The following is a 26451-nucleotide window of genomic DNA, read 5'->3' on the forward strand; positions in this document are numbered from 1 at the left end:
ATACCAGTTCGGCCGGTCCGGCTAGTCGGGCACGACCCACTTGATCGATATGGCCTGGTATTTGAGTCCTTCGTAATCGCCCTCGCCTTCTGCGAAGTCGAAGCGGCCGTAACGGGCCAGCTGCAGGCAGGTGTCGTTATCCAGATAGACGTGGCCCGAAGTCTTTACGGGCCTGCATGTGGCGACCCGGCCATTTCGATTGATCCCGATGATCACATCGGTCCTGCCGTCGAGATCCATCCTTATGGCACGACTCGGGTACTGGATGCGCGCTGCGGCAGAGGGCCTGATAGTCGCCTGATCACGGGTAAAATCGGGCAATTCGGACAGCTTGCGAGAGGCATATTTCGGAGTTCGCTTCAATGCATCGCTGCGCGGAGACGCCGTATAGAAATATTGCAGCGTGGTGTCGGCCCGGTTCACCGGAATGTCGCAGCGCATTTTCACGCTTCTCTTATCCACGCTGTCAACCTCGCGGCACGACGTGTCTCGCCATTCGTCATCGTCTTCGAACTTGTCACAAAGTACTGCCCGCTCCGGCGGAGAGATCACCATCCGGGCATCCGCAGGTCGCGCATAGCAACTGTAAACGATGCCGCTCTCGCGATCCAAGCCGCTGACAATGAAGCCGGCAGTCTCCGCGCTCCCTGCGTCGAGATCATCCAAGGCAATTGTATGAGTTGGAGCAGGCTGTGCAGCGAAGCTGATCGCAATCCGTCCATGCTGGCCCGCCAAATCATAGGAACTGAATGGCGTAACGGTGGCCGATTGCATCAAGGCGGCGCAAATAAGCTCGCGCTGTGCTGGCGACAATTCTTCCGCCATGGGGGTGCAGCGCAGCGGCTTACCCTGTTGGTCGACATACAGATCGACATCCTGCTTCATACGCACCGGAAGTCTACCCAACGGTATGAGGGCCCTCTGGTCGGGTTCGAAAGACATGGCCGAAACGCGATGTATATCCACATCGTTCACTGGAGGCTCTGCCGGCATGTGGATTGTGCGCGTCGTAATGGCGGTGTATTCGGTCGGCTGTTTCGGGTCGTTCTGGGCAGCCGTTGGCGACGCTAAGGTGGCCGCAGCCGATATGCTGGCGATCATGCCAATGAACAGACGCATCACAGTCTCCTCTCGATCGCATCCCAGATCAGCGCTGGTGTGTCCGTCCCGTTAAATTCGTCGATCGCGACGATCCCGGTTGGTGACGTCACGTTGATCTCCGTCAGCCATTTGCCGCCGATCACATCGATCCCGACAAACACCAGACCCCGCTTCTTCAGTTCCGGTCCCATTGCCGCGCAGATTTCCTCTTCGCGAGCCGTCAGCTCGGCGGCTTCTGCATATCCGCCTTGCGCAAGGTTCGACCGAAATTCGCCCTCACCGGGGAAGCGATTGATCGCCCCGCTGACTTCACCGTCGACCAGCACAATGCGCTTGTCGCCCTCGGCGACTTCGGGAAGGAATGGCTGCACCATATGCGGCTCCGGCCATGTCTGATTGAAGACTTCAGACAGGGCTGAAAGATTGGTGCCGTCGGCTTCGATCCTGAAGATCGCCTTGCCGCCATTGCCATGCAGCGGTTTCACCACAACCGCACCATATTTTGCATGAAATGCGCGGATGTCTTCCAGCTTACGCGCGACCAGTGTTGGCGGCATGAATTGTGCATAGTCGAGCACGAACATCTTTTCCGGCGCATTGACCACTTCGCGCGGGTCGTTGACCACCAGAGTATGCCCTTTGAGCCGGTCGAGCAGCAGAGCGGCGCTGATATAGCCGAGTCCGAACGGTGGGTCCTGCCGCATCAGGATCACATCGATATCGGCGGCGAGATCGATCTTCCTTGTCTCGCCCTGCCACTCGAAATGCGCGCCTTCTACGCGCTGGACAGTCAGCGGACGTGCCCATGCGGTGATCCGGCCGTCCTCATAGGCCAGTGTGGTAACATCGTAATGCCAGACCTTATGTCCTCTTGCTTGCGCTCCCAACATCAGCGCGAAACTCGAGTCCCCTTTAATGTTGACGCTTTCGATCGGGTCCATCTGGACAGCTACGCGCAGGCTCATGTTTGCTCCGGTTCCGATTTAGGGCTGGTAGGCATTGGCGATGTGGCGCGGGAAACCCCCGGGTGCAAGCAGGATGACATCGATCCGCATGTCCTCCCCCGAAAGCGCATATTTGTGCGCCACGGCTTCAGCCGCTGCTGCGACGCGCCGGAGCCGGTATTCGTCGATCGCATGATCGAGGTCCTCGCTTCGCTTGCGCCATTTGACTTCGATGAAAGCAATGAGCGCACCGCGTCTTGCCACCAGGTCGATTTCTCCCGCCGGTGTTTTTACCCGCCGGTCGAGGATCGACCATCCCTTGAGCATCAGCCATGCCGCAGCGCGCTTCTCTCCGTCGCGCCCGCTGCGTTCGGCCAGCTGCCGCTTCATTTGCCGCGAAGTTCCATTGCCCGGACGTACAGCGTCTTGCGGTCGAGCCCCGTTTTGCGGGCAACTTCCGCTGCGGCCTGCGAGGTCTTGAGGGTCTCAAGAGCCTTCATTAGCAGCGCATCGGCTTCCATCTCACTCGTTTCGGCAGGTGGCGGCGGGCCCACCAGGAGGACAATTTCGCCCTTCGGCGGATGAGCGGTGTAGTGGTCCGCCAGGATTGCAGGCTCATCAGTCCGCGCCTCTTCGTGAAGCTTGGTAAGCTCTCTCGCGACCGAAACGGTGCGTTGCGGCAATTCACGCTCGATCGCATGCAGGGACTTCACCAGCCTCGGGCCGGTTTCGTAGAAGATCAGAGTTGCGTCGATGCCCGACAATTGCGCCAGCATTTCGCTGCGCGCCTTTTCCTTGGAAGGAAGAAACCCGGCAAAAAGGAACCGGTCGTTGGGCAGGCCGGAAAGCGTCAGGCCTGCGATGGCCGCGCATGCGCCGGGCAGCGTGGTGACGGGAATGTCTTGCTGTCGTGCATCGACGACCAATCGATAGCCCGGATCGCTGATTAGCGGCGTGCCCGCATCGCTGATCAAGGCCACTGCTTCGGTGCGCATGGCGTCGACCAACCTGGTCCGGGCTGAAGCATCACTATGGTCGTCATACCGCCGCAATGGTTTCGAAATGCCGAGATGCTTCAGAAGCTTGCCGGCCACCCGTGTGTCTTCGCATGCCACCAGGTCACAATTCTTCAGAACGTCGACCGCACGTAACGTGATGTCGCCAAGATTGCCAATCGGCGTCGCGACGATATAGAGGCCGGGTGCCAAGGTATGTTCAGATGGGTTGCGGGTCACTGCCTGCGTCCATGGACCAGAATATGAAGGGTCGGCAAGAAATGAAGCGCTATTCCATGGATCGACGCGGCCTAACAGTCCTCGCGGCGACCATATTCCTGGCTGGGTGCCAGATCATTCCCAAGGCTCCCGCACCCACGACACCGGGGCCGACCACAACCGATCCAACGCCGGAGCCGAGCGCCACTGCGCTGCCAAGTGGTGACAACACACGTCACAGGATCGCCCTGTTGGTACCGATGAGCGGCGATAATGGCGCGGTGGGCAATGCGATTGCCAATGCAACCATGATGGCGATTCTCGATACCAGTGCGAGCAATCTGCGCATCACGACCTACGACACGTCGTCCGGTGCGCGTTCGGCAGCGCGCAAGGCGGTCGCCGACGGGAACAAGCTCATTCTGGGTCCATTATTGGCCGACAATGTGCCGCAGGTCCTCGCAGAGGCACGTCCGGCCGATGTCCCGATCATATCCTTTTCCAATGATGCGAGTGTCACAGGGCCAGATGTCTTCGTGATGGGGCAGATCCCTGCCCAATCAATTGCCCGCACGGTTGGCTACGCCCGCCAGAACGGCGCAGCCAATTTCGCCTCCATCGTGCCGGAGGGCGAGTACGGCCGCAGTGTCGAGGCAGCTTTCGAAACAGCGGTGGTCGGCAACGGCGGACGGGTCGTGGCAAAAGAAACCTATGACCGGAGCAACACATCGATCGTCAGCGCGGCGCAGAGACTGCAGCAGCGTGGCGGTTTCGATACTGTCCTGATCGCTGACGGGGCCCGCCTGACGGCTTTGGCAGCAAGCGAACTGAAGGCGCGCGGACAAGGTCCGGCCCGGCTACTCGGAACCGAACTGCTGAGCGGTGAGGCAGGTGTGACCCGAACCACGGCGATGAGAGGCATGCTGTTCTCGGCCATTTCCGATACACGGTTCAAGCGCTTTGCCGACAGCTATCGTGAGCGTTTCGGTGATCAGCCTTATCGCATTGCAACCCTGGGATATGATAGCGTGCTCCTGACCCTCAGGGTCGCGCGCGAGTGGCGCGTCGGTCGCGATTTTCCCGTTCGCCAACTGCGTGAAGATGGCGGCTTTCTCGGCCTTGATGGCCCGTTCCGGTTCAATCGCAGCGGTGTGATCGAACGCGCCATGGAAGTGCGGGAAATCCGCGATGGCCAGGTTGTGATTGTTTCGCCTGCACCGACCGCTTTCCAGGACTGAAGATAAAGCACAGCTTCTGCTTGTGGCGCGGCGAATCCGCAGCCTATAGCCATGCCCATGTCTGATGATCTGTTTGAAGGTACGCCCGCGTCCAGCGGCGACTATGATTCCTCGTCGATCGAGGTGCTCGAAGGCCTTGAGCCGGTGCGCCGCCGCCCCGGCATGTACATCGGCGGGACAGATGATCGCGCCCTGCACCATCTCGCTGCCGAAGTGCTCGACAACGCGATGGATGAAGCGGTGGCAGGCCACGCATCGCGCATCGAAGTTTCGTTGGAGGAAGGCAATCGCCTTTCCATAGCGGACAACGGGCGCGGGATCCCGGTTGACGAACACCCCAAGTTCCCGGGTAAATCGACGCTGGAAGTGATCCTTTCGACATTGCATTCCGGCGGCAAGTTTTCCGGCAAGGCCTATGCCACATCGGGCGGTTTGCACGGCGTCGGGGTGAGCGTGGTGAACGCGCTATCGAGCGATACGCGGGTCGAGGTTGCTCGCGACAGGAAACTATATGCGCAATCCTTCTCCAAGGGAGAGACCAGCGGCAAGCTGGAAGAGCTCGGACCGACACCGAACCGCCGCGGAACAACGGTAAGTTTCACGCCCGACACGGAAATATTCGGTGACCGGCAGTTCAAACCGCACCGATTGTTCAAATTGGCCCGGTCGAAAGCCTATCTCTTTGCCGGAGTGGAAATCCGCTGGAAGTGTGCTGAAAGCCTGACTTCCGAAGATGTCCCGTCCGAAGCGGTATTCAAATTTCCCGGCGGCTTGGCGGATCATCTGGCGGAACAGGTCGGCGCGCGCGAATGCGTTACCGCGCAACCCTTCACCGGGACGCAGGAATTTCCCGACGAACAAGGCCGGGTGGAATGGGCAATCGCATGGCCGCTCTATTCCGACGGTTCGACCAGCTGGTATTGCAACACGGTCCCCACTCCGGATGGCGGCACGCACGAGCAAGGCGTCCGGGCCGCGCTGACCAAGGGGCTCCGCGCGTTCGGCGAGCTGACCAGCACCAAGAAGGCAAAGGACATCTCTGCCGATGATGTCATGACCGGCGCGGAAGTGATGCTCAGCGTGTTTATCCGCGATCCGCAATTCCAGTCGCAGACCAAGGACCGGCTGACCTCGCCCGAAGCTGCACGGTTGGTCGAGAATGCCGTGCGCGACCATTTCGATCACTTCCTGACCGATAATATGGAGCGGGGCAAAGCGCTGCTCGGTGAAGTGATGGAGCGGATGGATGAACGGCTCCGGCGCAAGCAGGAGCGTGAGATCAAGCGCAAGACTGCGACCAGTGCCAAGAAGCTGCGCCTGCCGGGAAAGCTCACCGATTGCAGCGGTGAGACCGACGCCGAGACCGAGCTATTCATCGTCGAAGGCGATTCTGCTGGCGGTTCCGCCAAGCAGGCCCGCAATCGGAAAACCCAGGCTATCCTGCCGATTCGCGGCAAGATCCTCAATGTTGCCTCGGCCAGTGCCGACAAAATCCGCGCCAATGCTGAAATTGCCGATCTCGGTCTCGCGCTTGGCTGCGGCACGCGCAAGGACTGCGATCCGGAGAATTTGCGTTACGACCGTATCATCATCATGACCGATGCGGATGTCGACGGGGCACATATCGCGACTCTGCTGATGACATTCTTCTTTCAGGAGATGACCGAGATCGTCCGCAAGGGACATCTGTTCCTCGCTCAACCGCCGCTCTATCGTCTGACGGCCGGCAAAGAGAGCCGTTACGCCGCCGATGACGCACATCGCGCGGAACTCGAAGCAACGGTCTTCAAAGGCAAGAAAGTCGAAGTCGGCCGCTTCAAGGGCCTGGGCGAGATGAACCCGTCACAGCTACGCGAAACCACCATGTCGCCCGAGACCCGCTCTCTGGTGCGGATCACCCTGCCCGCCGAATTCGAAGATCGCGCGGCGGTCAAGGAGCTGGTTGACCAGCTGATGGGCCGCAACCCGGAACATCGGTTCAATTTTATCCAGAACCGTGCCGGTGAAGTCGACCGCGATCTTATCGATGCATAAGGATGACGCACCGCTGATCGAGCCGGAAGACGGCGACATAATGGCGGGCGACCGCCGCATCGCCCGGGCCGATACCGCGTTGCCGGACTGGTATATTTCGGATGGCGCATACCGCTCGATCCCGATTGCATGGTTTGCCGGCGCGCTGATCCTGCAAGTAATCGTACAGCCGGCCATCTTCTTCCTGCTGCTCGGCTTTTCCGGCCTTTATACCATCGCCGCGGGCTTGCTCGTCACCGGCATAATCGCGCATTTCACCTGGCGACGCGGCATGGCCGAGGCGAGCCGAACGTGGCAGGTCGCGACGGCCCTGATGCTGCTGTTTTTCCTGTCGTTGACAGTCATCACAGCTATCTCCCGCATTTGAAACGGCACGGTGCTGCCATGCACCGTTGCTCTTGCTCTCTCGCGTTCGCTCGCTTAACGCGCACGTAAAGTTGCAGAGGAAAACCGATGACCGACAAGCGCTTCACTGGCACAGATAATTACATCGCCACCGACGATCTCAAGGTCGCGGTCGATGCGGCGGTGACGCTGCGCCGCCCCCTGTTGGTCAAGGGTGAACCGGGTACAGGCAAGACCGTTCTCGCACATGAAATCGCCAAGGCTATCGGTGCTCCGCTGATCGAGTGGAACATCAAATCGACCACCAAGGCGCAACAGGGCCTTTATGAATATGATGCGGTGGCACGATTGCGTGATGGTCAGCTTGGTGACGAGCGCGTTCATGACATCTCGAACTACATCAAGAAGGGCAAACTTTGGGAGGCTTTTACCGCGCCCGAGCTTCCCGTCCTGCTGATCGACGAGATCGACAAGGCTGACATCGAGTTTCCCAATGATCTGCTGCAAGAGCTCGATCGGATGAGCTTCGACGTTTATGAAACGCATGAGACGATCACCGCGGCAGAACGCCCGATCGTGGTCATTACTTCGAACAACGAGAAGGAACTGCCCGACGCGTTTCTTCGCCGCTGTTTCTTCCACTATATCAAATTTCCCGATCGCGAGACGATGCAGGATATTATCGATGTCCACTACCCGGGCATCCAGAAGACGCTCGTCAAGAAAGCGATGGACGTGTTTTATGAACTGCGCGAAGTCCCCGGCCTGAAGAAGAAGCCGTCGACCAGCGAATTGCTCGACTGGCTGAAGCTGCTGCTCAACGAAGATATGCCGCTCGAAGTGCTGCAGGATAGCAACCCGAACAACGCCATTCCGCCGCTCCATGGTGCACTGCTCAAGAACGAGCAGGACATCATGCTGTTCGAACGGCTCGCCTTCATGTCGCGTCGCCAGCCTTGAGCGCCCTCAGGCTTTAGGCGCGGAGCGAACGGTCAGAGGGTGTAAGCAACCTCGAAATCGCCCCAGCGGCGGCCGTTGATAATGAGCGGGATGTAGACATTGCGGACGATCAGGTGCTGCTTGCCGTCGCCTTCCTGACGATAGACGGCCATAGTGAATGGGTCCGTCGATTTCTTCGCGATCTCGTCCACGCCTTCCATGATGATCCGGCCATTGCGGCAGTATTTCGTGTCATGGGCAAGATCGCCGGTCGGTTGCCGTGAATGTTCGGAAACATGCGTGGGCAGGAAGCCGTTCATGTCTGCCTGTGAACACATCTTGATGATATCGTCGGTGGCGACAACGCGATCGAGGATCGGGCGCCAGTTGATGTCCGTCCAGTCGCTGAGCGACGTGCGGAACAGCGGCGGGTTCGATCCGGGAACCTGCCTGTAATTCTGATCGAACAACATGCCCATGGTGAGCTTACCGCTGGCGATCGCTTTTTCGGCAACGGCGGCAATATCGGCCGCATGCTGTTTGGCTTTTTCGACCATCATGCTGTCGTTGGGCGACAGTCCTGCCTTGACGATGCTGTCGAACATTTCGCTCGCGGTGACTTCCAGCGTTTCCATATTCTGGTGCGCGCTCTGGAGCTTTGCTTCGTTCTGCAACGCGGCCTTGTCGAAGTTTTCCAGTACATCCTGCACCCGGTGGACATGGCTGCTGATCGTGCTGGTCGAGCGGGCGATCTGGTCATTTTGCCGGTCGACTTCCTCGACCAGCTCCGCGACCCCGCCGATCGTCTGTTCAATCTGCGCGACTGAACTCTTCGCGTTGGTCGACGCTTCAGCGCCGCTTTCGATTTGTGCGATAACCGAGTTGGCTTCGGCATCCAGCGTATCGATCGTGCGGGTGATTTCTTCGGTCGCGCGGCGGGTTTCACCGGCCAGATTCTTCACCTCATTTGCGACTACCGCAAACGTTCGGCCCGCATCACCCGCTCGCATGGCTTCGATCGTGGCGTTGAGCGCCAGGATATTGGTGGTTTCGGCGATCTGCTCGATATCGTGTGAACTCTTGCGCACCTGCTCCATCGCAGCTGCAAAGCCTGTCACATGCTGAGTCAGCGTTTCGACGAGATCGAGCAGGCCGGATATCTCCCCCAACGAGGACTGGATCAGTTCCGTACCCTGGCCAAGGCGCTCGATGGCCCGTTCGGACAGCAGGCGGGCTTCGTCACTCGCTTCGGAGACTTTTTGCTGATCTTCTTCCAGTTCAGCGACTGTGCCTTGAAGAGCGCTGTGTTCCGCGCGCAGACGCTCCGAGGTGTCGATGACCGACTGGACGATCCCGGCAGCTTCGGAACAGCCGACTGTGACCTTGCCGCAGCTCTCCGGAATCCGGTCGATTGCCTGCTGGTTGCTCGCTTCGAAAACTTCGTGCTTCATTGGATTGGCCCTGCCCCCGGAAGATGTGTCCGTGCAGCTAGGAGCGTTGTGGTTACCATCGCGTTAAGCGGCTGCGTGTTTCTACCGAGGGCTGAACTACACGGGGCTGGCGCTGGAACTTGCGACGAGCTAAGCGCGTCTCATGTTCTTCAATTTCGTCGACGAGCTACGTGAGGCCGGGATCGGGGCTTCCTTCAAAGAGCACCTCACCCTGCTGGAGGCGCTCGACAAGGATGTGATCGAGCAGACGCCAGAAGCGTTCTATTTCCTGTCGCGAGCCACCTTCGTCAAAGATGAAGGCATGCTCGACCGGTTCGATCAGGTGTTCCACAAGGTTTTCAAGGGCATTATGTCCGATTACGGACAGAATCCGGTCGATATTCCGGAAGACTGGCTGAAAGCAGTAGCTGAGAAGTTCCTGACCGAAGAGGAAATGGCCGCGATCGAGTCGCTCGGCGACTGGGACGAGATCATGGAGACGCTAAAGAAGCGGCTCGAGGAACAGGAAAAGCGGCACGAAGGCGGCAACAAGTGGATCGGCACCGGCGGCACCTCTCCATTCGGCCACTCGGGCTATAATCCCGAGGGTGTCCGGATTGGCGGGGAAAGCAAGCACAAGCGCGCGATCAAGGTGTGGGAAAAGCGCGAGTTCAAGAACCTCGACAACACCAAGGAACTCGGCACGCGCAACATCAAGATGGCACTGCGCCGACTGCGCCGGTTCGCTCGCGAAGGCGCGCAGGACCAACTCGATCTCGACGCTACCATTGAAGGAACCGCCAAACAGGGCTGGCTCGACATCCACATGCGTGCCGAGCGCCGTAATGCAGTCAAATTGCTGTTGTTTCTCGATGTCGGCGGATCGATGGACCCGTTCATCAAAATGGTGGAAGAACTGTTCAGTGCGGCCACGGCGGAATTCAAGAATCTGGAATTCTTCTACTTTCACAACTGCCTGTATGAAGGCGTATGGAAGGACAACAAGCGCCGCTGGCAGGAACGGACCAAGACGTGGGACGTGCTCCACAAATACGGGCATGATTACAAGGTCGTGTTTGTTGGCGATGCAGCGATGAGCCCGTATGAAATTACTCATCCCGGCGGCAGCGTCGAACATATGAACGAGGAAGCCGGCGCAACCTGGATGCAGCGGGTGACCAACACCTATCCGGCAACGGTGTGGCTCAATCCGGTGCCCGAGAAGCAGTGGAGCTATTCCCAGTCATCGAAACTGATGAAACAGCTGGTCAATGACCGGATGTATCCGCTGACGCTCGACGGGCTCGACGACGCGATGCGCGAATTGAGCCGCAAACACGGGGCGTGAGACACTCCCGCTTCCAGCAGTTCCGCCAGCGGCTCGAAGACTTCGATCCGGGCACTGGATGGCGGCTGTGGCTTTACGAGTTTCTGCTGTTCGGTTTCAAGCAGGCGTGGGCCTGTCTGTTCGGCGGGTTGCTGCTGTTTCTGCTGCTGGCGACGCATTTCCTTTATCCCGAAGACGCCGCGCTTCACCGTTACGATTTTCTCACTCTCGCCGCGGTTGCGATACAGGGCGGGATGCTGATGTTCCGGCTCGAGACGTGGGACGAGGCGAAGGTCATCCTCATATTCCATCTCGTGGGCACAGTGATGGAATTGTTCAAGACCGCCGCAGGGTCATGGATCTACCCGGAAGACAGCCTGCTGCATATCGGTGCGGTGCCGCTTTTCTCGGGCTTCATGTACGCTGCGGTGGGCAGCTATATCGCAAGGGTCTGGCGCATTTTCGATTTCCGTTACAGCCATTATCCGCCCAGTTGGGCAACGTGGTTGCTGGCCGCCGCGATCTATATCAATTTCTTCGCGCATCACTGGACAGTCGACATCCGGCTTGGATTGTTTGCTCTCACTGCGCTGCTTTTCTGGCGAACGAAAGTGCATTTCCGCAACTGGCGGGTGCACCGGTGGATGCCGCTGCTGCTGGGCTTTGGTCTGGTGGCTTTGTTCATCTGGTTCGCGGAGAACATCGCGACCTTTGCCAATGCATGGAATTACCCGGGCCAGGAAGACAGCTGGGAAATGGTCCATATTTCCAAGCTGGGCAGCTGGTATCTATTGATGCTGATCAGCTTTGTGCTGGTGTCGCTGGTGCAGCCAGTGCGAGAGCCCGACTAGCCGCGCGATGCCCTGGCTATGCACCCGGCGTCGACCAGCTTCATCAACAAATTCTCGATCCAGGTGCTGGACAAGAAGCTGAACTCCGCAGCGAGAGCGGATTGCGCGAACATCGGCTTGCCAACCATCCAGTCCACCACTGCCTGTTCCCGAGCAGACAAGAGCTCACTGGCTGCATAAGGTTCCAATTGGTCGGTGACAAAATATCGTGCGGACGCGAGAATTTCCGGCACGTCGAGCTTTGACCAGCTTTGGGATTTGCGCTGCTGCATTCGCGCGATTTCGCTTTTGACCGCATCGGAGCGGACGAGGTCGCGAAGTTTGTCTCCGAGAATTGCCAGCACCTCGTCCGCATCGGAATGACTGCCGTCACGCAAATCGGGCAATTGTTGCCGGAAATCAGGATCCTCAAGCGCAATCTTTGGAAGCAGATCGAACAAGCTCGCGGCAGTCAATTGCCGCAAGGCGAAAGTCACATGAAGAGACGCGTTGCTAACGGCTGTCGGTGCGTGCGAGAATCCCTTGGGAATATACAGAACATCGCCCGGCTTGAGCACTTCGTCGAATATGGTCTCTCCCGCATCGAAGTCCTGCGCGGCCCCGCCCTGTTCACCGGCGACCGGGTTCGGGTACCGATTGGCGAAGACCTGCCAACGCTTCTCACCTTCGCATTGCACTACCCAGACATCGCCATTGTCGAAATGGCTCGAAAGCCCGGCAATGCGTTTGAACGAGCAAAACACATGGGCGGTGGCATGGACGCAGAAGCGATTGCTGAATTGGCGGGCCAAGGATTCGACGGCAGGCACCGCTCGCTCAAGCCGCGAACCGACGAAAGTGAAGCCTTCCGCCAGATACCGATGGACCCGCGCCATATCCACGCTCTCGCTGCGAGCGGTATCACTAACGCCTTCATCAATCGCCCTGCCAAGATAATGCCGGTTCTCAAGAACTTCGCCATCACGAACGAGCCGGATCCATTTGGCCGGCCAGTTGGACATCACTGAACTCACCTGCTCGAAACCGCTCCAGTCGACCAGAGCCTTGTTTGCGGAGCTGTCTGCCCCACGGATAAGCAAAGGTTTATCGTCGAGATACTCAGCTGCGAAATCTTCCACTGCAATGGGCGATAGGAGCGCCGCTATATCCATCAGTAGAGCAGGTGTTCGCGCACCGCTGCGATCCAGCTGGCTTCATCATTGGCCGCGAGCGTATCGAGATCGTGCGGCGTTGCGGAAGGATCATCGACCCATTCGCGCAAGGAAGGCCCGCCGTTGATGACGTCGATCGCCAACACATCATCGGTGTATTCGTATTTGAAGTCCTTGCCCCGCCAGATCTGGTAGTCGGGATAGAGCCGCCGGATGGCTTTGAATGCCAGTGCCTGCATCCGCCAAGGCTTGAACGCCGCGTGCGTGTAAAACGGACCTTCCGCATGGATCATGATTGCGTTGCACAGCGCGCTTTGGTGCTTGTGAAAAGTCGGCTCGAACCAGCAATCGCGCAGTGCGCATCCGGCCAGCCATTCGGGCTGCAATCTCTCCATCTCAGCGAGGACAGCTTTTGCATCAATGTCCGGTGCGCCGAACAGCACCTCCAGCGGGCGGGTCGTTCCCCTGCCCTCGCTCAATGTAGCGCCTTCTATCATGACCGTGCCGGCATAGGCGCGGGCCATGTTGAGACTGGCGGCATTGGGTGACGGATTGATCCAGATGCGCCCCTGCTCTCCGGCGCCGGGCCAGCCGTATCCGGGCCCCGCTTCAGGCAGCCAGTCATGCATGGTGATGACACGGTAGTTTACGTCCAGATCGAACTGTTCGACGAACCAGCGCCCCATCTCGCCCATGGTCAGGCCGTGACGCATCGGCATCGGAGCGGCACCGACAAAGCTTTCGTTGCCCGGCACCAGCAAGGTTCCTTCGACCGGTCGTCCGGCAGGATTTGGGCGGTCGAGCACCCAGACTTCCTTGCCGTGCTTCGCAGCTTCTTCGAGCAAGTAGAGCAAGGTGGTGACGAAGGTATAGATCCGGCAACCAAGGTCTTGCAGGTCGAACAGGAAGACATCCGCACTGGACATCATCTGTCCGGTCGGGCGGCGGACCTCACCGTAGAGGCTGAAAACCGGGATACCATAGATCGGGTCCGTCTCGTCGGACGTTTCGACCATGTTGTCCTGCTTGTCGCCCTTAAGCCCGTGTTGCGGGCCGAATGCGCTGGATATATTGATACCCGCAGCGATGAGCGCGTCGAGGCTGTGTGTGAGGTCGCGTGTGACCGATGCCGGATGCGCGATCAGCGCCACGCGCTTGCCCTGCAGCGCCTCCTGCAAATCGGGCTCTGTCAGCAGGCGGTCGATCCCGAATTTCATGCTCACAACCTTCCGGCCATGTGAAGCTGGCGGCAGGTTTCGCTGTGGAACTCAGCCTTGCCAGGCTGGAAGGCGAGCGCCCAGAACTGGATGTTGCCGTCCTTGTCCTCGACTATGGCATTCAGCGCTACATCGGCGGGTATGGGCAGTTGCGACGCGATATCCGCATCCAGCACGAGTTCGCCATCATCGAAGCGGCAAGCAATGGAAATCGCCTCCACCGGCGCATCGCGGCTGTTCAGGCGGAAATCGTCGAAATCATAGCACGCCCATTGGCTCGACGGGCTGAGATTGAACTCGCGGTAATAGCTGCCTCCGGCCGGTTGCCAGAAAATTTCGAAGCAGGTCGTCTTCCAAAGATTGTCCCGCCGGGCGCTCTCGGCAGGATCAGGAATCCTGATCGCGGAAATATTGCCTTCCATGCGGAACCGTGCGCGGCAACCACCGGATGAAGGTTCACAATGCGCGCTGACCGCCGTGATCGGACCGGCAGCACAATCGGGATGAAGAACAAGCGAATGCATTGCCGTGCTATTGCCCAGCCCTGCCCGCCTCGCAAGCCACTTGGAGCGAATCCCCACCGCTGCTAGAGGCCGCGCGCTATGAGCCAGTTCAAATCCGATCTTCTCCGCCTGCTCGACGAGCGCGGCTATATCCATCAGCAAACCGATGCCGACGGGCTCGATGCGCTTGCTCAGAAGCAAGTGATCCCCGGCTATATCGGTTTCGACGCGACAGCGCCCTCGCTCCATGTCGGCAGCCTGGTGCAGATCATGATGCTCCGCCGTTTGCAGCAGGCCGGACACAAGCCGATTGTGGTGATGGGCGGCGGCACGACCAAGATCGGCGATCCCAGCGGCAAGGATGAAAGCCGCCAGATGCTGACGAGTGAGATGATTGACGAGAATATCGCTGGTATTCGCACGGTGTTCGAACGACTGCTGACATTCGGTGACGGGCCGACCGATGCGGTCATGGTCAACAATGACGAATGGCTTTCCAGCCTCGGTTACATCGAGCTGCTGCGCGATGTGGGACCGCACTTCACCATCAATCGCATGCTGACATTCGACTCGGTCAAACTGCGGCTTGAGCGCGAGCAGCCGCTGACCTTCCTCGAATTCAACTACATGATCCTGCAGGCGTACGATTACCTCGAGCTCGCACGGCGCTACGACTGCCGCCTACAGATGGGCGGGAGCGATCAGTGGGGCAATATCGTAAACGGAATGGAGCTTTCGCGGCGGATGGAATCGCGCGAATTGTTCGGTTTGACAACGCCGCTTCTGACCACTGCCGACGGCGCAAAGATGGGCAAGACTGCTGCGGGTGCGGTGTGGCTGAACGAAGCGCAGCTGCCGAGTTACGACTTCTGGCAATATTGGCGCAACGCGGATGACCGCGATGTCGGACGGTTTCTACGCTTGTTTACCGACCTGCCCCTAAGCGAAATTGCCCGTCTCGAGTCGCTCGAAGGGGCGGAGATCAATCAGGCAAAAACTGTTCTGGCCAACGAGGTCACAGTACTGGTGCGCGGCGAAGATGCGGCAAGATCAGCAGAAGCGACCGCTGCAGAGACGTTTGCCGGAGGCGGAGCGGGTGACGATCTCCCGACCCTTTCAGTGGGCCGGGAAGGCATGCGTATCGGCGCGGTATTGACCGCAATCGGTTTCACCGCGTCGAACGGGGAAGCCAAGCGCAAAATCGCAGAAGGTGCCGTGAAGCTCGACGGCGAGTCGGTTAATGACCCCGGCGTCCTGATCGAAGTCGAAGCAGGATCAGAAAAGAAGTTAAGCCTCGGCAAGAAGAAACACGGTGTTTTGACGCAATAATCGGTAAAAAAGGGCCATTCTGTCCCGTTCTGAAACAGAAAATTTTACAAAATATCAGGCTTTGTGAGGCATTAACGATCCCAACGTTTCAACAATGAGGGGTCATGGCAAGTGTCAGTCCGTGCACAGCTTTCGGTAACCGATCAGCGCCGCGCCGCGCGCCATCCGGTAGACTATCCGGTGATTGCCGAACACCATGATCGTGGCGATGTGAAAATGCACATCTCCAACATATCCGCCCATGGCTTCATGGTCGACGACGGCGAGGATTTGAGCCGCGGAGACCGGGTCATTATTCGCTTGCCGATCATCGGCCGAATTGAAGCCTATGTCATCTGGGTGCGCGAAGAGCGTGCCGGTTTCCAGTTCGAGCGGATCATCCGCCTCGACGATTTCGACCTGATGATCGATACGCTGCAACCAAATTCGAAGCTGACACGTCGGCGCTGACTTGACGAACCAAGCCGGGCTTTGCCTGCCGCATAATCGAACTACCTTTCCCTGATCACCTGCGCCTGCCATGGCGTGCCGGTGAGCGCGATCCAGCCAGAACCCACGCACCCGTTCCAGGTCCATAATTTTCGGGCCTACTGGCTCGCGCGCATCACCATGACGCTGGGCCAGTATGCGATGATGCTGGTTATCGGCTGGCAGACCTATGACCTTGCAAGAACCGGCGGAATGTCGATTCAGGGGGCATCGGGCCAGCTTGCGTTGATTGGCCTGTTCCAGTTTATCCCGCTGTTTCTGCTTTCGCCGTTTACCGGATTGGCCGCCGACCGGTTCGACCGCCGCAAACTTGCCCAAGCGACAATCGTCTTGCAGCTCTTTTGCGCCAGCGCGCTCTGCGCACTCACATGGTCGGATTCCGTCACGATCCCCTGGCTGTTCTGCATTGCGGTGCTGCTTGGCATTGTTCGCGCGTTCAATGGGCCGGCCTTGTCGGCCCTGTCGCCCAACCTCGTGCCGAAATCGATCCTGCCGACCGCCATCGCGCTCAGTTCGATTTCCTGGCAGGTCGGAATGATCGCCGGGCCAGCCATCGGGGGATACTTCCACGCCGTTGAACCGGCCCTGCCATACGCGGTTGCCACCGGCCTGTTTGTCGTTGCCATCATCGCGCTCGGGACCATCGGCAAGATCCCCCAGCCCGATATTCGCGGGTCCGCGCGGCCGATCGGCCAGATCATCGATGGATTGCGCTATGTGGTCCACAACAAGATGGTACTCGGCTCCATCACCCTCGATCTGTTCGCAGTTTTTCTGGCCGGGGCGACAGCCCTTTTCCCGGTCTATGCGCGCGACATCCTCCAAGTGGGCGAGGAAGGGCTGGCACAACTGGCAATGGCTCCTGCCATCGGGGCGACGCTGACCGGCATATGGTTCTCGTTTCGCCCGCTCGCACGCAATGTCGGTCCGGCGATGCTGACTGCGGTCGCAGTGTTCGGGCTGGCCACGATCGTGTTCGGCCTTTCCACCTCGATGCCGCTGAGCCTTACCGCGCTGTTCGTCGTGGGCGCGGCGGATATGTTCAGCGTGTATATTCGCCAGTCGCTGGTTCAGTTGCACACGCCTGATGACAAACGCGGACGGGTGTCGTCGGTCAGCCATCTGACAATCAGTGCCTCGAACGAGTTCGGCGATTTTTTCTCCGGCTCGCTCGCTTTCCTGATCGGTCCGGTGGCTGCGGTCGCCGCGGGCGGGGTTGGCGCGATCCTCACGGTTGGTCTGTGGGCGCGCATATTCCCGGTCTTGCGAACAACCCGGACCTTTGACCCGCCCGAAGAGTTATTAGATAATGAACCGCACACCGGGCCAGACACCCGCCCAGACGGAGAGAAAGCATGAAAGCCGCCAACATCCTCGCAACCATCGGGAATACTTCGCACGTCCGCCTGTCGCGCCTCTTCCCCGACCATGAAGTCTGGGTGAAGAACGAGCGCGAGAATCCCGGTGGATCGATCAAGGACCGCATCGGTCTGGCGATGATAGAGGATGCGGAAAAATCCGGCGCGCTGAAAGCCGGCGGCACGATCATCGAACCAACCAGCGGTAATACCGGGATTGGTCTCGCGATGGTTGCTGCGGTCAAGGGCTACAAGCTGATCCTCGTCATGCCTGAAAGCATGAGCATCGAGCGCCGCCGCCTGATGCTGGCCTATGGCGCGACCTTCGACCTGACGGCCAAGGAAAAGGGCATGAAAGGCGCGATTGAACGCGCGACACAGCTGGTCGAAGAAACCGAAGGTGCGTGGATGCCGAGCCAGTTCGACAACGAGGCGAACTACAAGGTTCACGTGGCGACCACCGCCAAGGAAATCCTGGCTGACTTTGCCGATGCGCCGATTGATGTGATGGTCACCGGTGTCGGCACTGGCGGCCATCTGACCGGCTGCGCTGAAGAATTGAAGCGCCACTGGTCCGCGATGAAAGCCTATGCCGTGGAACCGACGCTTTCGCCTGTCATCAGCGGCGGCCAGCCAGGACCGCATCCGATACAGGGCATTGGCGCCGGTTTCATTCCTGGCAATTTGCACACTCAGTCGATCGACGGTGCGATTCAGGTCGAGCCGGAAGACGCAAAAGAAATGGCCCGGCGATGCGCCGCCGAAGAAGGAATGCTGGTGGGCATATCGAGCGGCGCGACGCTGGCAGCAATCGCCAAGAAACTGCCTGAGCTGGACAGCGGTGCCCGCATACTCGGCTTCAATTACGACACGGGCGAGCGCTATCTTTCCGTGCCTGATTTCCTGCCGGAATAATTCCACGCGCGCGATACAGATGCTGACCGGTGGTGCCGCAAGGTGCTGCCGGGCAACGCCCTCTCGTTCTATTCCATTGCAGTCCGGCAAGCCGGTGATAAGCTTGGCAAATCGGATCGCAGGGAGAGGCCATATGCGCGGAGTTTTGTTGATTGCATTGATGGCGTTGCCGTCTGCTGCTGCGGCGCAGAGCAATCAGGGGCAGGTTTCCATCACCATCTATGACGAGCAGGCGCTGGTCGAAGACACGCGCGTGCTCACCCTGCCGACCGGCGAGGTGTATCACGAATTTCGCGAAGTTTCTGCCGCGATCCGGCCAGAAACGGTTTCGCTCGAAGGTGAAGCGATTGAAATTGCCGAGCAGAACTTCGATTTTGATCTGCTGTCTCCGGCATCCCTGATGAACGCCGCCGAAGGGGAGACGATTACCCTTATTCGCCGCAATCCGGCCACCGGGGCGGAAACGAGCGAACAGGCGAAAGTGCTCGCAGTCAACGGCGGCGTCGTGATGCAGGTCGGCGGAAAAATCGAGGTGCTGCGCGACGACGGGCAACCGGTGCGCGTGGTGTTCGACGATATCCCGGAGAACCTTCGCGCCAGCCCCACTTTGTCCGTCACCTTCGATTCCGAACGTGCCGGCTCGCGGCCGTTGCGGTTGAGTTACCTCACATCGGGATTGGGCTGGAATGCGGACTACGTGGGTGTGTTCGATGAAGAACGCCGGACGATGGACTTGCAGGGTTGGGTTACGCTGACCAACACCACTGGCACAGCCTTTCCCAATGCCGAGCTGACGCTGGCTGCGGGCGACGTGGTGAAACTCAACCAGCGGGCTGCGAACGCCAACCGCAACAACAGCTACAATCCCAACTCCAGCTACCGCGCCGGGACTGAGCGGAGCGATGCGGACGAGACTGTCGGCGATCTCTACCTCTATCCGATCGAAGGCCGCACGACCGTCGCCACGAACCAGAAGAAACAGATCAGCTTCCTCGATGCGACCGGCGTCGCTGCAAGCCGCGCCTATCGCTACTCATGTTCGTGGATCTGCCAGGCAGAGGAGCCCGGCAGCGCAGAAAGCGTGATCGACTTCAACACTGGCCGCCGCGGGGGCTTGGGCCGCGCCCTGCCCGCCGGTATCGTGCGGGTTTACATGCGCGATACGAACGGCAAGGCGCGCTTTGTGGGTGAGAGCCGTATCCGTCACACACCGGCCGGTTCAGACATGAAGATCGTGACCGGCTATGCATTTGATGTGAAGGTCCAGCCAATCGTCGACAAGCGAGAGATGATTGCCGAAGAGGAATGGACCAGGGCTGCTGAATACCGCATCGCCAGCAACGCCGGGGCCGAAGTCATAAATGTCAGCCAGCGGCGCCAGTTCTGGCGCACAGAAATGCGCTACGTTCTCACCAATGCGCGCGATGTGCCGGTGACGGTCGAGCTGGTGCAGGACGGGCTCAACGGTTTTGCACGCGGGACGCGGATGACCGAGGAAAGCCTGCAGGGCGAGCAGCGCAGTCCGTGGCAGCGCGTGTGGCAGGTCCGAATCCCCGCCAATGGCGAGACCGAAGTCAAAGCCACTTTCCTGACCGACTTCTGATCGATGCACCGCTGGCTTCCAGCACTCGCCGGTCTTCTTGCGATCTTCGCGGCGCCCGCCCGCGGGGATACGCCGATTGTCGTGTCGCAAGAGGCCGATGATGTGGCGGTGACATTCTACCGCGAGCCCGGGCGGCATTTCGACACCGCGATGGAAGTCGATTTCGATGATCCCGAGCAGATCCTCGGTGGCTACGCGATGATTGCCGAGACCCGCACGGTGACCATCCCGCCGGGCGAAGTGACAGTGCGATTTGAAGGCGTTGCCAGCGGGATCGAGCCACAAAGCGCCATTCTGCTCAACGGCGATCTCAAGGAAAAGAACTTCGACAGCCGCCTCCTTTCACAGCGCGGGCTGATCGACGCATTCTACGGGCAGGTCGTGACCATCCTTTACACCGATCCGGCGACCGGAGAGCGGGTCAGTGAGCCTGCCACCATAATGACATTCCCCGACGACGCGCTCGTTCTGAAAACGGCCAAGGGATACGTTTCTGCCGTTTGCGACGGGACCATCGACACCCTGCTGTTCCCGAACGTCCCTAAGGACCTGACCGCAAAGCCGACTCTGTCGATGCTCACCCGACCGGACAATCCGGGCGGGTCGATGACCGTGACGCTGGTCTACCTTGCGATGAATTTCGACTGGCAGGCCAGTTATGTCGGGACCTTTTCGCCCGATGGGCAATCGCTCAAGCTGGCAGGGTGGATGACACTGGCAAGCAAGGACCGGACGACTTTCGACGGCGCGGAAGTCAGCGCCATTGCCGGTCAGGTTTCACGCGCCACTATGACTGAGGAGGAGGAAGAAGCCTTCCTCGAAGAGCGCGAGAACGATCCCTACGGGCCTGACAATATCGAACTGGGCTACTCTTGCTGGCCGCAGGGCCGGACTGCTGTCGGGCAGGATTGGCCAGTCTTGTTTGGCCCAGGAAGCCTGCCAGAGAAGGGAAAACCGATTCAGGTCTCTTATGGCTATGGTGGCGGCTACTATGGCGATGACCAGGATGGCGCTTATATTGTCGTGACCGGATCGCGCATCGCCCGACGGGATGATGTCGGAGATTTGAAGCTTTACACCCTTCCCTTCCGCAGCGGCGTACCCGCGCAAAGCTTGAAACAGGTGCGCTTCCTGCAAGAGACCGAGATCGAAGGTGAGACGATCTATCTTGCTGAGGTGAGCGGCGACGAAATTAACCGCGAGTTCGAACTTGCTTATCGTTTCAGGAACCGCAAGCGATCGGGCCTTGGCGAACCAATGCCCGGCGGACAAATCGCTCTTTTCCAGATGACGCAGGCCGGGCGGCAGCTGGTTGGTGAGACAAATTTCAGCGACAAGGCGGTGGACGAGGAAGTGGTGATCCGCATCCCGGACGATGACATCTTTCTCGATCTCGATATCGACAGCACTGACAAGGAAGGCGACGATTGGGAAGAAAAGGAACTCACGGTCGAAAACGATTTCGAGTGGCCAGTGACAGTCGAAATCGAGTTTTCCGACAATCTTGACTACGACCGGCTTTATTCGCTTTCCGGCTTTTCGCGCCGCGTTGCCCGAAAGGACGGCAAATATGTCTGGAAGGCGACAATCCCGGCAGAGGGTGAAGCCAAAATCCGCTACCGCGTGACGGAAACCGAAGTACCCGTCTTCGATGAGTAAATAATCTGTCGGGAACTTCGGTCGCATCCTTACAATCGGTAAATCATCATAGTTCGTAGCTTGTATGCTCCCATCACGGGAACAGGGGGGATTAATGATGTTGGGCGGACTTCTTAAAACGAGCGCGATCGTAAGTATTCTGCTGGTATCCACGCCGGTGTTGGCAGATGAAGAAGCACAATCAGACCAAATCTGTGACGCGTCCAGCCTGGATTCCAAACCGGGCCGAGATTGGGAAGCGGCGTATGGTTGGCGCTATAATACGAGTTGGGCCGACAATCAGGCAGCGAAAGACGCTGAAAATCTCGCCAATCGCCAACGCGCTTATGAAGCGCTTCTGCTCGGTCAATCACCGTGGCCGGACTGGTACCCTCCCCAGATGACCGCGCTCCAGCCCGGAACGCTTTTCCAGATGGCGATGAGCCCGACAAGCACCGATGCCAATGGTAAGCCATTGGGGCAGCCCGATGATCGCCCCGGTGGTTTTGGCACGTTCGACATGATCACTTCGGTCGAAGATGTGCGGGAGTATCTCGCGGTCATTCGCCAGTTCAAAGAGGATGTCGACCGCATCAACACCTATCGGGTCACAGAACCGCTTCCTGTCTTGCTGGGGCCGATAGGCCCGCAGATCGATGCTGAAGCCTGCGAGCTCCTGCCGGGCCGGTATTCGCAATTCCAGATGATCGTTCCAAAGACGCAGCGCATGACCTATGTCGAATTCGTATCGTCGCGACCGGTGAACTAAGTTTGTCGGCCGCGTGATCTGCGGAGGTCATTGCCATCATATTGGATCGTCTGGTTTACAACGACGGTGCGCGGGCGCTTGTGGGCCAGTTTGCTCGGCCTGCCAGCGCACCTCGCGCTGCGGTCGCAGTCTTCCCGACGATCCACAACATTACTCCTCGCATTGCAGAGAAAGCGCGGATGCTGGCCGATGCAGGCTACCTCGCGATGGTGATGGATTTTTACGGCGAAGAGGTGACCGAGGCCAATCCCGGCGCTCCCCTCGCTGAAAAGCTCAGGGCCGATGCCGGCGACTTCCGACAGCGCCTTCGCGCCGGGCTGGCGGCATTGCGAGGGCTGGCACCCGATCTGCCGATGTTTGCGATTGGCTTCTGCATGGGTGGGCAAGCGGTGCTCGAACTGGCGCGCGACGGCGCTGAATTGCTGGCAGTCGCGAGTTTCCACGGGCTGCTGGAAACGCAGCGCGCGGCGGAAGCCGGTGTCATCCGATCACGCATCCTCGTCTGCCATGGAGACCGCGACCCGCTCGTGCCGCGCGATCAGGTCCGCACCTTTATGCGGGAAATGGACCACGCCGGAGCCGACTGGCACCTGCATATCTACGCCAAGGCAGTTCACGGCTTTACCGATCCGGCAAACGACGCCAAGCCGTTCGATGCAGTAGCCTACGATGCGAGTGCAGACCGTCAGAGCTGGGCGGCGATGCACGCGTTGTTCGATGAGGTGCTCTCCGTTTCGTCACCCCTGACTTGATCGGGGCGCCGGGGTAGCTTGGATCCTTCGTAAATGGATTTTCCTACACGCAACCGGATCGCTAGCATCGAATGGCTCTTTGAAACCGTCGATCCGCGCACATTTCGTTCAGCTTGATTGTTGATTGCCACGAAAGCGTGTCACCCTGTATGATTTGGGAAATCCAAGCTTTAACAAAGGCGTGGCAAATCCAACAGGGTGACACGTGTCAACTTATTCCAACATTTTCGCTACAGCGTAACGCTGCGAATCCAACAGGTCAGGCAGCCGTCTGGAAGGCCTCTTCGCCCAGCGCCATCATGCTGTCCGCCCCCGTTTCGAGCTTGCGGCGCAGTGCGCCGGCATCGGGAAGGAAACGGTCCATGTAATATCGAGCCGTGGCGATTTTGGCTTCGTAAAACGCCGGATCCTCCGGCGAGCCGGCCAGCGCATCCTTGGCGACTTTGGCCATCTTCAGCCAGAAGAAGCCAAGCGTCACAATACCCATGATGTGCATATAATGATGCGCGCCCGCCCCAAGATGGTTGGGGTTCTGCATTGCGTTGTTCATGAACCACATGGTTGCGGCCTGATGCTGCGCAAGTGCCTTCTCTAGTTGTTCGGCCATGGGAGCCAGCGTCTCGTCGCTCTTGGCGGCGGCAATCTCGTCACCGACCATCTTGAAGAAAGCCTGGATCGCTGCGCCACCCTTGCTGGCCAGCTTGCGGCCGCACAGGTCCATCGCCTGCACGCCGTTGGTGCCTTCGTAGATCATCGCGATGCGGGCATCGCGCACGAATTGGCTCATGCCCCATTCCTCGACATAGCCATGGCCGCCGAAGACCTGCTGCATGTTGGTTGCGACGTCATAGCCCTTGTCGGTGCCGTAACCCTTGATGACCGGGGTCAGCAATCCGATCATCTGATCCGCAGCGGCGCGTTCCTCTTCGGTTTCGGCCTTGTGGGTCAGGTCAACCTGCAGAGCGCCCCACAGGCACAAGGCACGCATGCCTTCGCTGAAGGCTTTCCCGTCCATCAGCATCCGGCGAACGTCGGGGTGGACGAAGATCGGGTCGGCCTTGGCCTCTGGCTCTGCCGGACCGGTGAGCGCCCTGCCCTGACGGCGGTCGAGCGCATAGGCGACCGCGTTCTGGTAGGCGACTTCGGCCTGGGCATAGCCCTGGATGCCGACGCCGAGGCGCGCGGCGTTCATCATGATGAACATAGCGGCAAGACCCTTGTTTTCCTCGCCGACCATCCAGCCTTTTGCGCCGTCATAGTTGAGCACGCAGGTCGAATTTGCATGGATGCCCATCTTGTGTTCGATCGAGCCGCACGTAACCGGGTTCCGGTCACCCAATGATCCGTCATCATTGACCAGGACCTTCGGCACAACGAACAGCGAAATGCCCTTGGTGCTGTCAGGCGCGCCCGGCGTCTTTGCCAGCACCAGATGAATGATGTTGTCGGTCAGGTCATGCTCGCCCGCCGAGATGAAAATCTTGGTGCCGGTGATGGAATAGCTGCCGTCGCCGTTCGGCTCTGCCTTGGTGCGGATCATGCCCAGATCGGTGCCGCAATGCGGCTCGGTCAGATTCATCGTGCCGAGCCATTCACCGGCAATCATGTTCGGCAGGTACTTTTCCTTCTGCTCCTGCGAGCCCTTGGCGATCAGCGCGGAAATCGCGCCGGTCGTAAGACCGGGGTACATCGCGAAAGCCTGATTGGAGGTTGCCATGAATTCCTCGATCACAAAGCCAAGGACATGCGGCATGCCTTGTCCGCCGAACTCCTCCGGCGAAGAGATCGTGCCCCACCCGCTCTCGCGATACTGCCCGAAGGCTTCCTTGAAGCCCTTCGGCGTGGTGACGCTGCCATCTTCGTGGCGCGTGCAGCCTTCCTCGTCACCCGACTTGTTGAGCGGTGCAAGAACCTCGGAGCAGAATTTGCCCGCTTCATTGATCACAGTGTCGATCATGTCGGGCGTGGCATGTTCGAAGCCCGGGAGATTTCCGTAGCTCGGAAGGTCGAGCAGTTCGTTTACTACGAAGCGGGTGTCACGCGTGGGGGCTGTGTAGATGGGCATGGTGCGTCCTTGAGTTGGGCGTTTGTTTGTTCAGTTGCTCAGATCGATCTGCTCGACCTGTTTAACGAACTCGGTGAGATCCTTGATCGAAGAATCGATGTCGGCCCGTTGCCGTTTGAGTTTGGCGATATGTGTTCTGCATTTCTCGACTGTGACGCGCCGTTGTTCGACCCGGCCATCGCCAAGATCGTAGAGGTCGATCATCTCGCGAATTTCCGTCAGGCTGAAGCCAACGTTCTTCGCCCGCATGATCCACGCCAGACGGGCACGATCACGTTTTGAATAGACCCGCGTCAGGCCGATACGCGCAGGAGCGATCAGGCCTTCGTCTTCGTAGAAACGCAAAGCGCGAGCCGTGCAGTCGAACTCCTCGGTGAGATCCGAGATGGTAAATTGTTCGCGTGCGAGTTTGTCAGGTCGTTCGAGGTGCGCACCGCCATGGGATTGCGAATCTTTTTCCGTAATTGTCGCCATAGCCTCAACGATAGCTCCCCTTTACGTAAGCGTCAATTATTGACGCGGCGCAAGGTTCCGTTCTCGAGGACGCGGTAGAAACAGCTCTGGGCCCCGGTATGGCAGCTAGGTCCCGCTGGAATAACTCGTAAAATCAGTGTGTCCTGATCGCAATCGACGGCGATGTCCTGTACTGAAAGTGTGTTTCCCGATGTCTCGCCCTTCTTCCACAAACTATGGCGTGATCTGGAATAGAAGTGCGCGAAACCGGTCGAAAGCGTCAGTTCGAGCGCATCTCGATTCATATATGCCACCATCAGCACATCCTTCGATGCGTGGTCGATCACTACCGCGCAGAGCAGACCGCTGGAATCAAACTTGGGGGCGAAGGTTGTCCCCTCTTCTCGTTCGGTTGGAGAGATTATTCCTTGCGACATTTACTGGAGGCCTTTTGTGGAATTGCGATTGCATGAAGTTTGGTTTGTTGCACGATAACCACAATGATGTCCCAAAAACTACCACCTTGCCCATTCCCGCTATGAGTTTCGTGTCGTTGGTGGAAAAACGCACCTGTGGCTCGCGAGGGCCAAGAACCTAAGCAAGGTGCAAGCAGCGCCAAGTTCAGGGGGTTAAGGCAGCAGCGGCTGGCAACAGCAGCGCGCCGAAGACGTTGAGGGATAGGACTGCGGTAGCCAAAAAGGGGGTGGCTGCCGAGCCGCAAGGTGGTCCGAATACATTCGTCACGTGGCGCCCGGGATCGCAAGATCCCGGGCGTTTCACCATCAC

25 protein-coding genes are annotated in these 26451 nt (G+C 59.0%); 14 read left to right on the forward strand and 11 right to left on the reverse strand.

The window, feature by feature from the left end; all coding sequences use genetic code 11:
• Positions 1-21: 21 nt before the first annotated feature.
• From E0502_RS13130 to rsmI, 4 genes are read right to left on the reverse strand one after another with little or no spacing between them, the layout of a single operon-like run.
• Entirely contained in the window at positions 22-1119 is a 1098-nt protein-coding gene (locus E0502_RS13130; protein ID WP_137678439.1) for an energy transducer TonB, read from the reverse strand.
• Positions 1119-2066: a glutathione synthase gene (gene gshB / locus E0502_RS13135; protein WP_137678440.1), complete on the reverse strand. Its 948-nt coding sequence runs from the start codon at positions 2064-2066 to the stop codon at positions 1119-1121. Before gshB ends, E0502_RS13130 begins: the two co-directional genes overlap by 1 nt.
• A gap of 18 nt (positions 2067-2084) precedes the next feature.
• Positions 2085-2435 (reverse strand): YraN family protein, encoded by a 351-nt coding sequence (locus tag E0502_RS13140; protein ID WP_137678441.1) that lies wholly within the window; start codon positions 2433-2435, stop codon positions 2085-2087.
• On the reverse strand, positions 2432-3280 hold the full coding sequence (gene rsmI, locus E0502_RS13145; RefSeq protein WP_137678442.1) for a 16S rRNA (cytidine(1402)-2'-O)-methyltransferase: 849 nt from the start codon (positions 3278-3280) through the stop codon (positions 2432-2434). The genes E0502_RS13140 and rsmI overlap by 4 nt, the downstream gene beginning before the upstream one ends.
• A 41-nt stretch (positions 3281-3321) precedes the next feature.
• Between rsmI and E0502_RS13150 the strand changes: the two genes are divergently transcribed.
• The 4 genes from E0502_RS13150 (at position 3322) to E0502_RS13165 (ending at position 7836) form a co-directional block, all read left to right on the forward strand.
• Positions 3322-4497, forward strand: a complete 1176-nt coding sequence (locus tag E0502_RS13150; RefSeq protein WP_240049089.1) for a penicillin-binding protein activator — start codon at positions 3322-3324, stop codon at positions 4495-4497.
• A 57-nt stretch (positions 4498-4554) separates the two neighbouring features.
• On the forward strand, positions 4555-6531 hold the full coding sequence (gene parE, locus E0502_RS13155; RefSeq protein WP_137678443.1) for a DNA topoisomerase IV subunit B: 1977 nt from the start codon (positions 4555-4557) through the stop codon (positions 6529-6531).
• Complete coding sequence (locus tag E0502_RS13160; RefSeq protein ID WP_137678444.1) at positions 6524-6898, forward strand: hypothetical protein; 375 nt, start codon at positions 6524-6526, stop codon at positions 6896-6898. The genes parE and E0502_RS13160 overlap by 8 nt, the downstream gene beginning before the upstream one ends.
• A gap of 86 nt (positions 6899-6984) precedes the next feature.
• Entirely contained in the window at positions 6985-7836 is an 852-nt protein-coding gene (locus tag E0502_RS13165; protein ID WP_137678445.1) for an AAA family ATPase, read from the forward strand.
• 32 nt (positions 7837-7868) lie between these two features.
• Here E0502_RS13165 and E0502_RS13170 read toward each other — a convergent pair whose 3' ends face one another.
• Entirely contained in the window at positions 7869-9266 is a 1398-nt protein-coding gene (locus E0502_RS13170; protein ID WP_137678446.1) for a methyl-accepting chemotaxis protein, read from the reverse strand.
• A gap of 142 nt (positions 9267-9408) precedes the next feature.
• Between E0502_RS13170 and E0502_RS13175 the strand changes: the two genes are divergently transcribed.
• Both E0502_RS13175 and E0502_RS13180 read left to right on the forward strand, forming a co-directional pair.
• Entirely contained in the window at positions 9409-10593 is a 1185-nt protein-coding gene (locus E0502_RS13175; RefSeq protein WP_137678447.1) for a vWA domain-containing protein, read from the forward strand.
• Positions 10590-11423, forward strand: coding sequence for a DUF817 domain-containing protein (locus E0502_RS13180; RefSeq protein ID WP_137678448.1), 834 nt, complete (start codon positions 10590-10592; stop codon positions 11421-11423). Before E0502_RS13175 ends, E0502_RS13180 begins: the two co-directional genes overlap by 4 nt.
• On the opposite strand, the gene E0502_RS13185 is transcribed toward E0502_RS13180, so the two are convergent.
• The 3 genes from E0502_RS13185 to E0502_RS15340 are packed head-to-tail and all read right to left on the reverse strand — an operon-like array spanning position 11420 to position 14315.
• A complete protein-coding gene (locus E0502_RS13185) occupies positions 11420-12574 on the reverse strand; it encodes a JmjC domain-containing protein (protein ID WP_137678449.1) in 1155 nt (384 codons plus the stop codon). The genes E0502_RS13180 and E0502_RS13185 overlap by 4 nt on opposite strands.
• Positions 12574-13791, reverse strand: coding sequence for an exo-beta-N-acetylmuramidase NamZ family protein (locus tag E0502_RS13190; RefSeq protein ID WP_137678450.1), 1218 nt, complete (start codon positions 13789-13791; stop codon positions 12574-12576). The genes E0502_RS13185 and E0502_RS13190 overlap by 1 nt, the downstream gene beginning before the upstream one ends.
• A gap of 2 nt (positions 13792-13793) precedes the next feature.
• The gene (locus tag E0502_RS15340; RefSeq protein WP_240049091.1) at positions 13794-14315 is read right to left on the reverse strand and encodes a DOMON domain-containing protein; all 522 of its coding nucleotides are present in this window, start codon (positions 14313-14315) and stop codon (positions 13794-13796) included.
• 78 nt (positions 14316-14393) lie between these two features.
• Here E0502_RS15340 and tyrS point away from each other — a divergent pair, with 78 nt between their 5' ends.
• The 8 genes from tyrS to E0502_RS13235 all read left to right on the forward strand — a co-directional run bounded on the left by tyrS (position 14394) and on the right by E0502_RS13235 (position 23147).
• Complete coding sequence (tyrS, locus tag E0502_RS13200) at positions 14394-15623, forward strand: tyrosine--tRNA ligase (protein ID WP_137678451.1); 1230 nt, start codon at positions 14394-14396, stop codon at positions 15621-15623.
• A gap of 111 nt (positions 15624-15734) precedes the next feature.
• Positions 15735-16073, forward strand: a complete 339-nt coding sequence (locus E0502_RS13205; protein ID WP_137678452.1) for a PilZ domain-containing protein — start codon at positions 15735-15737, stop codon at positions 16071-16073.
• A 75-nt stretch (positions 16074-16148) separates the two neighbouring features.
• Positions 16149-17471: an MFS transporter gene (locus E0502_RS13210; protein WP_420813511.1), complete on the forward strand. Its 1323-nt coding sequence runs from the start codon at positions 16149-16151 to the stop codon at positions 17469-17471.
• The gene (cysK, locus tag E0502_RS13215) at positions 17468-18385 is read left to right on the forward strand and encodes a cysteine synthase A (protein ID WP_137678454.1); all 918 of its coding nucleotides are present in this window, start codon (positions 17468-17470) and stop codon (positions 18383-18385) included. The genes E0502_RS13210 and cysK overlap by 4 nt, the downstream gene beginning before the upstream one ends.
• A 133-nt stretch (positions 18386-18518) precedes the next feature.
• Positions 18519-19988 (forward strand): DUF4139 domain-containing protein, encoded by a 1470-nt coding sequence (locus E0502_RS13220; protein ID WP_137678455.1) that lies wholly within the window; start codon positions 18519-18521, stop codon positions 19986-19988.
• Between the two features lie 3 nt (positions 19989-19991).
• Complete coding sequence (locus E0502_RS13225) at positions 19992-21647, forward strand: DUF4139 domain-containing protein (protein WP_137678456.1); 1656 nt, start codon at positions 19992-19994, stop codon at positions 21645-21647.
• 97 nt (positions 21648-21744) lie between these two features.
• Positions 21745-22395, forward strand: coding sequence for a hypothetical protein (locus E0502_RS13230; protein WP_137678457.1), 651 nt, complete (start codon positions 21745-21747; stop codon positions 22393-22395).
• Positions 22396-22436: 41 nt separating this feature from the next.
• Positions 22437-23147 carry a dienelactone hydrolase family protein gene (locus tag E0502_RS13235; RefSeq protein ID WP_338047326.1) on the forward strand — a complete coding sequence of 237 codons (711 nt, stop codon included), beginning with the start codon at positions 22437-22439 and terminating at the stop codon, positions 23145-23147.
• 259 nt (positions 23148-23406) lie between these two features.
• On the opposite strand, the gene E0502_RS13240 is transcribed toward E0502_RS13235, so the two are convergent.
• From E0502_RS13240 to hisI, 3 genes are read right to left on the reverse strand one after another with little or no spacing between them, the layout of a single operon-like run.
• Complete coding sequence (locus E0502_RS13240; RefSeq protein WP_137678459.1) at positions 23407-25212, reverse strand: acyl-CoA dehydrogenase C-terminal domain-containing protein; 1806 nt, start codon at positions 25210-25212, stop codon at positions 23407-23409.
• A gap of 30 nt (positions 25213-25242) precedes the next feature.
• Entirely contained in the window at positions 25243-25686 is a 444-nt protein-coding gene (locus E0502_RS13245) for a MerR family transcriptional regulator (protein ID WP_137678460.1), read from the reverse strand.
• Between the two features lie 32 nt (positions 25687-25718).
• On the reverse strand, positions 25719-26102 hold the full coding sequence (gene hisI, locus E0502_RS13250) for a phosphoribosyl-AMP cyclohydrolase (protein ID WP_137678461.1): 384 nt from the start codon (positions 26100-26102) through the stop codon (positions 25719-25721).
• Positions 26103-26451 lie beyond the last annotated feature (349 nt).

The organism is Parerythrobacter lutipelagi (assembly GCF_005434975.1).
Lineage (GTDB): Bacteria > Pseudomonadota > Alphaproteobacteria > Sphingomonadales > Sphingomonadaceae > Parerythrobacter_A > Parerythrobacter_A lutipelagi.

What these genes read in the sequence shown, in the direction of transcription:
- E0502_RS13130 (WP_137678439.1), bottom strand. Translation starts at nt 1,119, where the DNA reads ATGCGTCTGTTCATTGGCATGATCGCCAGCATATCGGCTGCGGCCACC.
- gshB (WP_137678440.1), bottom strand. Translation starts at nt 2,066, where the DNA reads ATGAGCCTGCGCGTAGCTGTCCAGATGGACCCGATCGAAAGCGTCAAC.
- E0502_RS13140 (WP_137678441.1), bottom strand. Translation starts at nt 2,435, where the DNA reads ATGAAGCGGCAGCTGGCCGAACGCAGCGGGCGCGACGGAGAGAAGCGC.
- E0502_RS13150 (WP_240049089.1), top strand. Translation starts at nt 3,322, where the DNA reads ATGAAGCGCTATTCCATGGATCGACGCGGCCTAACAGTCCTCGCGGCG.
- parE (WP_137678443.1), top strand. Translation starts at nt 4,555, where the DNA reads ATGTCTGATGATCTGTTTGAAGGTACGCCCGCGTCCAGCGGCGACTAT.
- E0502_RS13160 (WP_137678444.1), top strand. Translation starts at nt 6,524, where the DNA reads ATGCATAAGGATGACGCACCGCTGATCGAGCCGGAAGACGGCGACATA.
- E0502_RS13165 (WP_137678445.1), top strand. Translation starts at nt 6,985, where the DNA reads ATGACCGACAAGCGCTTCACTGGCACAGATAATTACATCGCCACCGAC.
- E0502_RS13170 (WP_137678446.1), bottom strand. Translation starts at nt 9,266, where the DNA reads ATGAAGCACGAAGTTTTCGAAGCGAGCAACCAGCAGGCAATCGACCGG.
- E0502_RS13175 (WP_137678447.1), top strand. Translation starts at nt 9,409, where the DNA reads ATGTTCTTCAATTTCGTCGACGAGCTACGTGAGGCCGGGATCGGGGCT.
- E0502_RS13185 (WP_137678449.1), bottom strand. Translation starts at nt 12,574, where the DNA reads ATGGATATAGCGGCGCTCCTATCGCCCATTGCAGTGGAAGATTTCGCA.
- E0502_RS13190 (WP_137678450.1), bottom strand. Translation starts at nt 13,791, where the DNA reads ATGAAATTCGGGATCGACCGCCTGCTGACAGAGCCCGATTTGCAGGAG.
- E0502_RS15340 (WP_240049091.1), bottom strand. Translation starts at nt 14,315, where the DNA reads ATGCATTCGCTTGTTCTTCATCCCGATTGTGCTGCCGGTCCGATCACG.
- tyrS (WP_137678451.1), top strand. Translation starts at nt 14,394, where the DNA reads ATGAGCCAGTTCAAATCCGATCTTCTCCGCCTGCTCGACGAGCGCGGC.
- cysK (WP_137678454.1), top strand. Translation starts at nt 17,468, where the DNA reads ATGAAAGCCGCCAACATCCTCGCAACCATCGGGAATACTTCGCACGTC.
- E0502_RS13220 (WP_137678455.1), top strand. Translation starts at nt 18,519, where the DNA reads ATGCGCGGAGTTTTGTTGATTGCATTGATGGCGTTGCCGTCTGCTGCT.
- E0502_RS13225 (WP_137678456.1), top strand. Translation starts at nt 19,992, where the DNA reads ATGCACCGCTGGCTTCCAGCACTCGCCGGTCTTCTTGCGATCTTCGCG.
- E0502_RS13230 (WP_137678457.1), top strand. Translation starts at nt 21,745, where the DNA reads ATGTTGGGCGGACTTCTTAAAACGAGCGCGATCGTAAGTATTCTGCTG.
- E0502_RS13240 (WP_137678459.1), bottom strand. Translation starts at nt 25,212, where the DNA reads ATGCCCATCTACACAGCCCCCACGCGTGACACCCGCTTCGTAGTAAAC.
- E0502_RS13245 (WP_137678460.1), bottom strand. Translation starts at nt 25,686, where the DNA reads ATGGCGACAATTACGGAAAAAGATTCGCAATCCCATGGCGGTGCGCAC.
- hisI (WP_137678461.1), bottom strand. Translation starts at nt 26,102, where the DNA reads ATGTCGCAAGGAATAATCTCTCCAACCGAACGAGAAGAGGGGACAACC.